Source organism: Sphingomonas sp. SAFR-052 (assembly GCF_051965015.1).
GTDB lineage: Bacteria > Pseudomonadota > Alphaproteobacteria > Sphingomonadales > Sphingomonadaceae > Sphingomonas.
This window is the reverse complement of the sequence record NZ_JBQCMO010000001.1, coordinates 632,167-638,166: the sequence shown is the minus strand read 5'-3', so window position 1 is coordinate 638,166 and position 6,000 is coordinate 632,167. Positions and strand designations below refer to the sequence as shown.

General features: G+C 56.9%; 9 protein-coding genes. All 9 read left to right on the top strand.

Annotation, left to right across the window (positions count from 1 at the left end; translation table 11 throughout):
- Positions 1–92 precede the first annotated feature (92 nt).
- The 9 genes from ACTHQV_RS03005 (at position 93) to ACTHQV_RS02965 (ending at position 5,750) form a co-directional block, all read left to right on the top strand.
- Complete coding sequence (locus ACTHQV_RS03005; RefSeq protein ID WP_440488291.1) at positions 93–350, top strand: hypothetical protein; 258 nt, start codon at positions 93–95, stop codon at positions 348–350.
- A 259-nt stretch (positions 351–609) separates the two neighbouring features.
- Positions 610–1,077, top strand: coding sequence for a hypothetical protein (locus ACTHQV_RS03000; protein ID WP_440488290.1), 468 nt, complete (start codon positions 610–612; stop codon positions 1,075–1,077).
- A gap of 20 nt (positions 1,078–1,097) precedes the next feature.
- Positions 1,098–1,382, top strand: a complete 285-nt coding sequence (locus tag ACTHQV_RS02995) for a hypothetical protein (RefSeq protein ID WP_440488289.1) — start codon at positions 1,098–1,100, stop codon at positions 1,380–1,382.
- Positions 1,379–1,543: a hypothetical protein gene (locus tag ACTHQV_RS02990; protein WP_440488288.1), complete on the top strand. Its 165-nt coding sequence runs from the start codon at positions 1,379–1,381 to the stop codon at positions 1,541–1,543. Before ACTHQV_RS02995 ends, ACTHQV_RS02990 begins: the two co-directional genes overlap by 4 nt.
- The gene (locus tag ACTHQV_RS02985; protein WP_440488287.1) at positions 1,537–1,686 is read left to right on the top strand and encodes a hypothetical protein; all 150 of its coding nucleotides are present in this window, start codon (positions 1,537–1,539) and stop codon (positions 1,684–1,686) included. The genes ACTHQV_RS02990 and ACTHQV_RS02985 overlap by 7 nt, the downstream gene beginning before the upstream one ends.
- A 56-nt stretch (positions 1,687–1,742) precedes the next feature.
- Positions 1,743–2,006 carry a spike base protein, RCAP_Rcc01079 family gene (locus ACTHQV_RS02980; protein WP_440488286.1) on the top strand — a complete coding sequence of 88 codons (264 nt, stop codon included), beginning with the start codon at positions 1,743–1,745 and terminating at the stop codon, positions 2,004–2,006.
- A gap of 122 nt (positions 2,007–2,128) precedes the next feature.
- Positions 2,129–3,355 carry an SGNH/GDSL hydrolase family protein gene (locus ACTHQV_RS02975; RefSeq protein WP_440488285.1) on the top strand — a complete coding sequence of 409 codons (1,227 nt, stop codon included), beginning with the start codon at positions 2,129–2,131 and terminating at the stop codon, positions 3,353–3,355.
- A 110-nt stretch (positions 3,356–3,465) separates the two neighbouring features.
- Positions 3,466–5,421, top strand: a complete 1,956-nt coding sequence (locus ACTHQV_RS02970; protein ID WP_440488284.1) for a hypothetical protein — start codon at positions 3,466–3,468, stop codon at positions 5,419–5,421.
- 143 nt (positions 5,422–5,564) lie between these two features.
- Positions 5,565–5,750 (top strand): DUF6771 family protein, encoded by a 186-nt coding sequence (locus tag ACTHQV_RS02965; protein ID WP_440488283.1) that lies wholly within the window; start codon positions 5,565–5,567, stop codon positions 5,748–5,750.
- The last annotated feature ends 250 nt before the right edge of the window (positions 5,751–6,000 follow it).

The following is a 6,000-nucleotide window of genomic DNA, read 5'->3' as shown; positions in this document are numbered from 1 at the left end:
CCACCTACGCCCGGCAATGGCGGCGGAGACGACAATGCACTAACTAACATGCCGGACCACCCGCTGGGGGCTGTTCAACTCTCGATGCCTGGATGCGCGAACATATCCGCGGGCGCTATTGGGCTGCATCTTGGCACCCAGGCGAGAAGGCCTGCATCGTCAAAATGGCCATGCGCTATTACCGGCTCACGTCGGCCGAGTGGAACTGCGTCATCGAGAAGGCCCGCGCGACAGGTTGTTTGGTGATCGTCAATTTCGCTCTCAAAGAGGATTACGCAACGTTCGACATGACGTATGGACCAAGCCAATTTCTCCACGCCCGTCCCGCCAGGAGAAAGCCCGCTACTTAAATGTGAAATAAACTTTTCAATGTCGTGCCGAGTATCCGCCGCTTTGATCGAGTACCATTCTTGTCGAAGCAATTCTCCATTCGGCAGTTATATACATACATAAGCGCTTTATCCCCACCGGTAAGTATCGAGGCAGCGACAACGCTGGCGGATACAAGCTGGTGGCGCAATGGCGAGCAGATCGAAGGTAGTAAGTCTCAAGGCGGAGTTTTGGCGAGAGTATCAGGCACTGCGGAACGCGGTCGATCGGTGCAACCGGGTGACCCATCCTCAGTATGGCGATTACGGCGGGCGAGGCATTTTCGTTTGCGCCGAGTGGGAGTGCATAGAGACCGGGTTCGCCGCGTTTCTCGAGGAGATCGGACCCAAGCCGTACCCGTGGTTGGAACTCGATCGGATCAACAACAACAAGGGCTATTACCCCGGCAACGTCCGCTGGGTGAGCCGCACTGCTAACCTGCTAAACCGACGCCCAACAACGAACGCCGTTACCGATCTCGGATGGGGCGTGGGCCGTTACCGTAGGACTGACCGAAACGGCAAACCGCACACGTTCAAGAGTCCGTTGGTCCCGTTCAACGGCGAACTGGTCACGCTCGCCAAGGCGGCGATCGATTTGCAGGTCAGCGTACCCACCCTACGGCAGCGCTTTCAAAGAGGCTGGGGACCGGAACGATCGCTTACATCGACGCTCTTTTGCCCACGCGGCAAGCCACGGATCAACTAAAACAGAGGGGGATAACCCACATGGAATACAACGAACCGGCTAGCGCGCCGAAGTCCGATCCGGCACTGATGCAATCGCTTATCGAAACTGTGATCGCTCGGCAAAACGATCAAGCGCAGACGATCGCCGACCTACGAACCAAGTTGGAACGGATTGAAGCCGTCCTTGACGAAGCAACGCACATGACCAGCGATGAGTACGGTCAGCAGGTGGTCGAGCAGATTATGGCATCGCTACCGGCGATCCAAGCCGCAGCGCTGAAGAAAGCGAAGGGCAAACCGCTCAACCGTGGAGGCCGTCGATGAACGACAGCACGAAGGCGATCAGGGACGCAGCCGATCTCGCCGTCATTACGATCGAGCGACTTGAAGGCGAACTGAAGGCGCAGCGCTTCGAGATTGAAAGGCTGAAAGCCGAGATGCGGTCTCAACGGCACATCCTGGGGGCCAAGCTCAAGCTATGGTGAGCGATCCTGCCGAGCTTCATAGCGTGCTGACGGACGAAGAGCAGCGCGACATACTGCGCGATACGATAATCCACTTTCTGTCGCTCGATCCCCTCCACCCGTTGGCGTCGTTCTTCGGGCATGCTTTGTCGGACCTCGACTGACCTCTGACCGATACCGCGATCCAATCGCAGTTGTGATGCCATCTGGTAAGTAACTGATGGCATACGAAGCAAACCAATTCCCGAACACGCCGTCGTCGCCCACCAAAGCAACGCGCGTCATCATTCCCTCTGACAGTGCCTCGTTCGTCGGAACGAAGAGCATCCTCATCCTTAGCGGCGGAACCGTCGTTCTGCGTTGCAGCCAGGACGCCACCCCGCAGACGTTCCCCAACCTGCCACCCATGACCGAACTGCTGTTCGAGGTCGTGCAGGTGATGGCGACCGGTACGACCGCAACCGACATTCGAGCCTGCTATTAATGCGCCAGTTGGGGAACCGGCTGAGCCGCCGTGGACGAATGAGGGTGTTGGGCAGCGCTGTCGCTCAGGCGCGATCGCGCATTGTCGCAACCAATCAGCGAACGGCTGATCTCTCGCGAACCGTGACCTCTACCAACGATCGCCTGCAACAGCGGACGTTCCACCTACTCGGAGGCAAGGTATCCAGCCTCTCCATCGGCGTGTCGCCGCGCTACATGATTACGACCGGCGAAGCAGCGGTCAGCGTCGCGTTCACGGTCGATGCTGTCGCCCTAGAGATTGAGGGCGTCGGTACGTATCCCGTGACCTTCGCTGGTTCGCGATCGGTCACCGTGAACCCCACCGACATTCTTGTTTGGTCGGATAACATTGCGATCCCTGCGCCCGTGCTGGCTGCGCTTGGCAAGAATAGCCGTATCTGGCTCCGCGCGCAGGCCACCGCGACCAATCTCCGCCTGCCGATGAACACCTGCTACATGATCGGCACGTCCGCATCATGGACCGGAAACGGCGCCTACCTTTATCCAAGCGCCACTACCCAAGACGCAGCCGTCACGGCGCAGATCGACGCGCAAGGCGCGCTAACCCAGCCGGTCGGCAACACGACCAGCGGCGTCAACAACAACATGCGAACCGGGCAATCCAGCAACACCGGCCACGTCCTACCCCTCTACCTTCGGGGGACCTACACCGGCACGGAGAAATCCGTGTTCGTCGTCGGTGACAGTAACTCGGCTGGCGTTGGCGATCCCGATGTAAGTCCGTCCTATGGCTCAAACGGCGGCACCGGCGGTCGCGGTCTATTCAGCCGTGCGTCGGTCAACGTGGAAGCCGACATTCAGGCAGTGGCGATGTGCAACAGCGGCTTAAGTGCCGCGCTGGCCAGCGGCTGGTTGACCGCAGGCGGCAACCTGCTGCGAACCGAACTGCTGAAGCTCAGCGACATTGTGGTCGAGGCAATGGGCAATAACGACCACAGCACGTCCACTCCGGCCGCTGACGTTGTAGCGCGTCGACGTGAGATGTGGGTGGCGGCCAAGGCGGCGGGCTGCAAGGTAATCGCGTTCACCGTTCCGCCCCGCACGATATCGGCATCGACGCTTACCCCGGTTGGCAACTTCGTCGCTGGCGGAGAAGTCGACCAGCACAACGCGATGCTGCCGGCCGAGGTATCAGCAGGTCGCATCGATCGCGTTTTGAACGTCCGCACTTACTGCGCTGACCCAGACAACCAGAACATCTGGAAGTCGCCCGCATCAAACTATGTCCGCTCAGATGGTACGCACTTCAAATTCCAGTCATCCATCGAGATTGCGGCGGCACTTAGAACGATGATCGACGGACTGTAAGCCCGTTAAGGCGCCGACCCCACAGTACGCCTTGTGCCGCCTCAAAACCTGGTTAACAACCAATGCATAGCTGCGGCTTGTGCTGCGGCAAATGGGCGGGGAGAGGCGAATTGGCTACGATCGTTGATCGAACGGGGACGTTTACCCTAACGAACGCAAATGACGATATCGCGTACACTAAACCATTTGACACTCTGACGTTCGTAGATGCGGCAGGAGGAAGAGATAGCCTTCGAGTTGCATTCGAGACGACCGGCCAGATGGAGGTTAACGCAGACGACATTTTTAATAGCGGAACCTTCTTTGGCAAGGTGAGCTATGGCCCGTTCGATCCCCAGCTGACGTTTATCAACATCGAAGAGGTATCCGTCGCGGGAGGATCGGGGAATGATCTCTTCAAGCTACGACTACGTTCGAACTCAAGTGCACTAACCGCAACTTTTGACGGGGGAAACGGAACCGACGCGCTTTCGGTTGACGTTTCAGAGTTGTCAGCCAACTTTAGTCTGATATACGATGGTAATTCGATAACCAGCAGTCGCGGTTCATTCACAAGTTTTGAAGCGTTCGCAATTTATACTGGCTCTGGAAACGATAATATCGTTACAGGTGATGAGGCTGACACGATTCAGACCGGTACCGGGACTGATAACGTTCGCTCGGGTGGCGGCAACGATCGCGTCTACACCAATGCCGTCCAAGGCGAATTCGACTTGGGAACAGGTTTCGACTCGTTTGGTGGATCGTGGGAAACTTGGACGTCGCTTCTAGTAATCGACATTAATGACAAGATATCCCTTTCCTCAGGTCTTACTGTGCGTGGCGCTGAGTCTTTTTCAATTGGCGGCGGCGGGTCGGATACTCAGTTTAGGATCACCGAAAATGTCTCGGGCCAGCTTTCTGGTGGCGCCGGCATCGACTCGCTGACCTACGCGACCGACGACGAACAACCGCTGTCGGTTCGAATTAGCGGGTATAGCACTGACCAACTCGATGGTTCAATCGGTTCGGTATACTTCAGTAAGTTGGAGAAGGTCACGCTTACCGGTAGCTCCGGTAATGATGAATTTCGCCTCGATGGACAATTCATCGGATCAGCAGTCGACCTTGACGGTGCTGGTGGCACCGACACGCTATTCTTAGATTTCAGTTCACTTGCCGGATCGAGCTCGTTTACGGTTGGCTCCGATGGTTCGATCAAATCTAATCGTGGCAGTTACTCGAACTTTGAGATCGTCAATCTGATTGGTGGAAACGATGGCGATGTTCTAAGCCTCGGAAGCCGGGGTGGCTATCTCGCGGGTAGAGGCGGAAACGATACGCTCACCGGTAGCCGCGGCAATGATAATATTGATGGCGGCAGCGGTGCTGATCGCATGATCGGCGGCGGCGGCAACGACAGTTACACAGTTGACAACCTGGGTGACGAAATCGTCGAGGTTCGCGGTGGTGGTGTCGATACGGTCTATTCTGAGGTTAGCTTTGTACTCGGTAGCGAACTAGAGAATTTGGTACTGTTCGGACCCAGCGATATCGACGGTACTGGTAACTTACTGGCCAACTCAATCACTGGCAGCGGTTACAACAACGTCCTAAGCGGCCTTGGAGGCAACGACTTTATCGATGGTAGGGCTGGTAATGACGTTCTGCTTGGCGGAGCCGGGAACGATGATCTTCGCGGCGGGGATGGGTTTGACCTAATTGTCGGTGGTCAAGGATCGGATATTCTCGAAGGTGGATACTTCGGGGCTGACATTTTCCTTTTCGATGGCCCACAGTTGGGTAACGATCGTATTGTAGATTTCTACGATGATGATTTCATCGTTACAACAACAGCTTTGGCTGACAACGACGGCAACGGTAGGATCGATTTCGGACGGAATAACGCGATCGACCTCGCCGAAGGTGGGCGCGTCACTGTCTTCGGTAGCGACGGCACTCGTTTGAACGCAGTCGAATTTGACGGCAGCTTTGAGATCGGCGGCAAACTCTATTTCGTCTACAGCCGGGTGGGGTCGGTTGCTGGTACGGCGGAGGCTCAGTCGCTGTTCGAGGCGTTAATCTGAACTCATTGCATCGGCCGAGCTTTGGGTGTCGGGTAAACCCGCGACCCACGGTTCGGCCGATCCTCATCGCGTTGGCGGGTAGGGCACGGCAGGTGCAAGCCAGAAGCCTTGCCGAATCGTTCTTACTATGTTCTCATCTGAGCATGGATGGAATCGAACCTCGAACGCTGGCCGAGATCATAGCCAGTACCTCCACCAGCAAGCTAGCCGGGCTGCTTGCTGCTGATCCGTCGTACAAGGGACGCGCGGCCGAACGGCTTGCACGCGATATCCTGTACCGGCTCATCCAGCCCCAGCCGGACCGCAACCAGCTAAATCTACCGCTGTGACGTGTCTGCCAATACCCGGCTCCGAAGCCTTCACGACCTCGTCAAGCACAAGGCAAACCTACGCGTCACCTGCCGGTGCGGAAAAGTTCATGTCTATGATGCTTTCCGGTTCTGCCGATACGCGCTTTGTCGGGGCTGGAATACGCAATTGGAAAGTCTCGGCCACCGTATCCGATGCGATCGATGCGGACGTAGGGGACCGGAAATGAAAGCCGTGACAGACGCACCGACACCAGCTGATCCGTTTCCA

Excerpts from the sequence above, each read along its gene's own strand:
- ACTHQV_RS02965 (WP_440488283.1), top strand. The coding sequence starts at position 5,565 with ATGGATGGAATCGAACCTCGAACGCTGGCCGAGATCATAGCCAGTACC.
- ACTHQV_RS02995 (WP_440488289.1), top strand. The coding sequence starts at position 1,098 with ATGGAATACAACGAACCGGCTAGCGCGCCGAAGTCCGATCCGGCACTG.
- ACTHQV_RS03005 (WP_440488291.1), top strand. The coding sequence starts at position 93 with ATGCGCGAACATATCCGCGGGCGCTATTGGGCTGCATCTTGGCACCCA.
- ACTHQV_RS02985 (WP_440488287.1), top strand. The coding sequence starts at position 1,537 with ATGGTGAGCGATCCTGCCGAGCTTCATAGCGTGCTGACGGACGAAGAG.
- ACTHQV_RS02980 (WP_440488286.1), top strand. The coding sequence starts at position 1,743 with ATGGCATACGAAGCAAACCAATTCCCGAACACGCCGTCGTCGCCCACC.
- ACTHQV_RS02990 (WP_440488288.1), top strand. The coding sequence starts at position 1,379 with ATGAACGACAGCACGAAGGCGATCAGGGACGCAGCCGATCTCGCCGTC.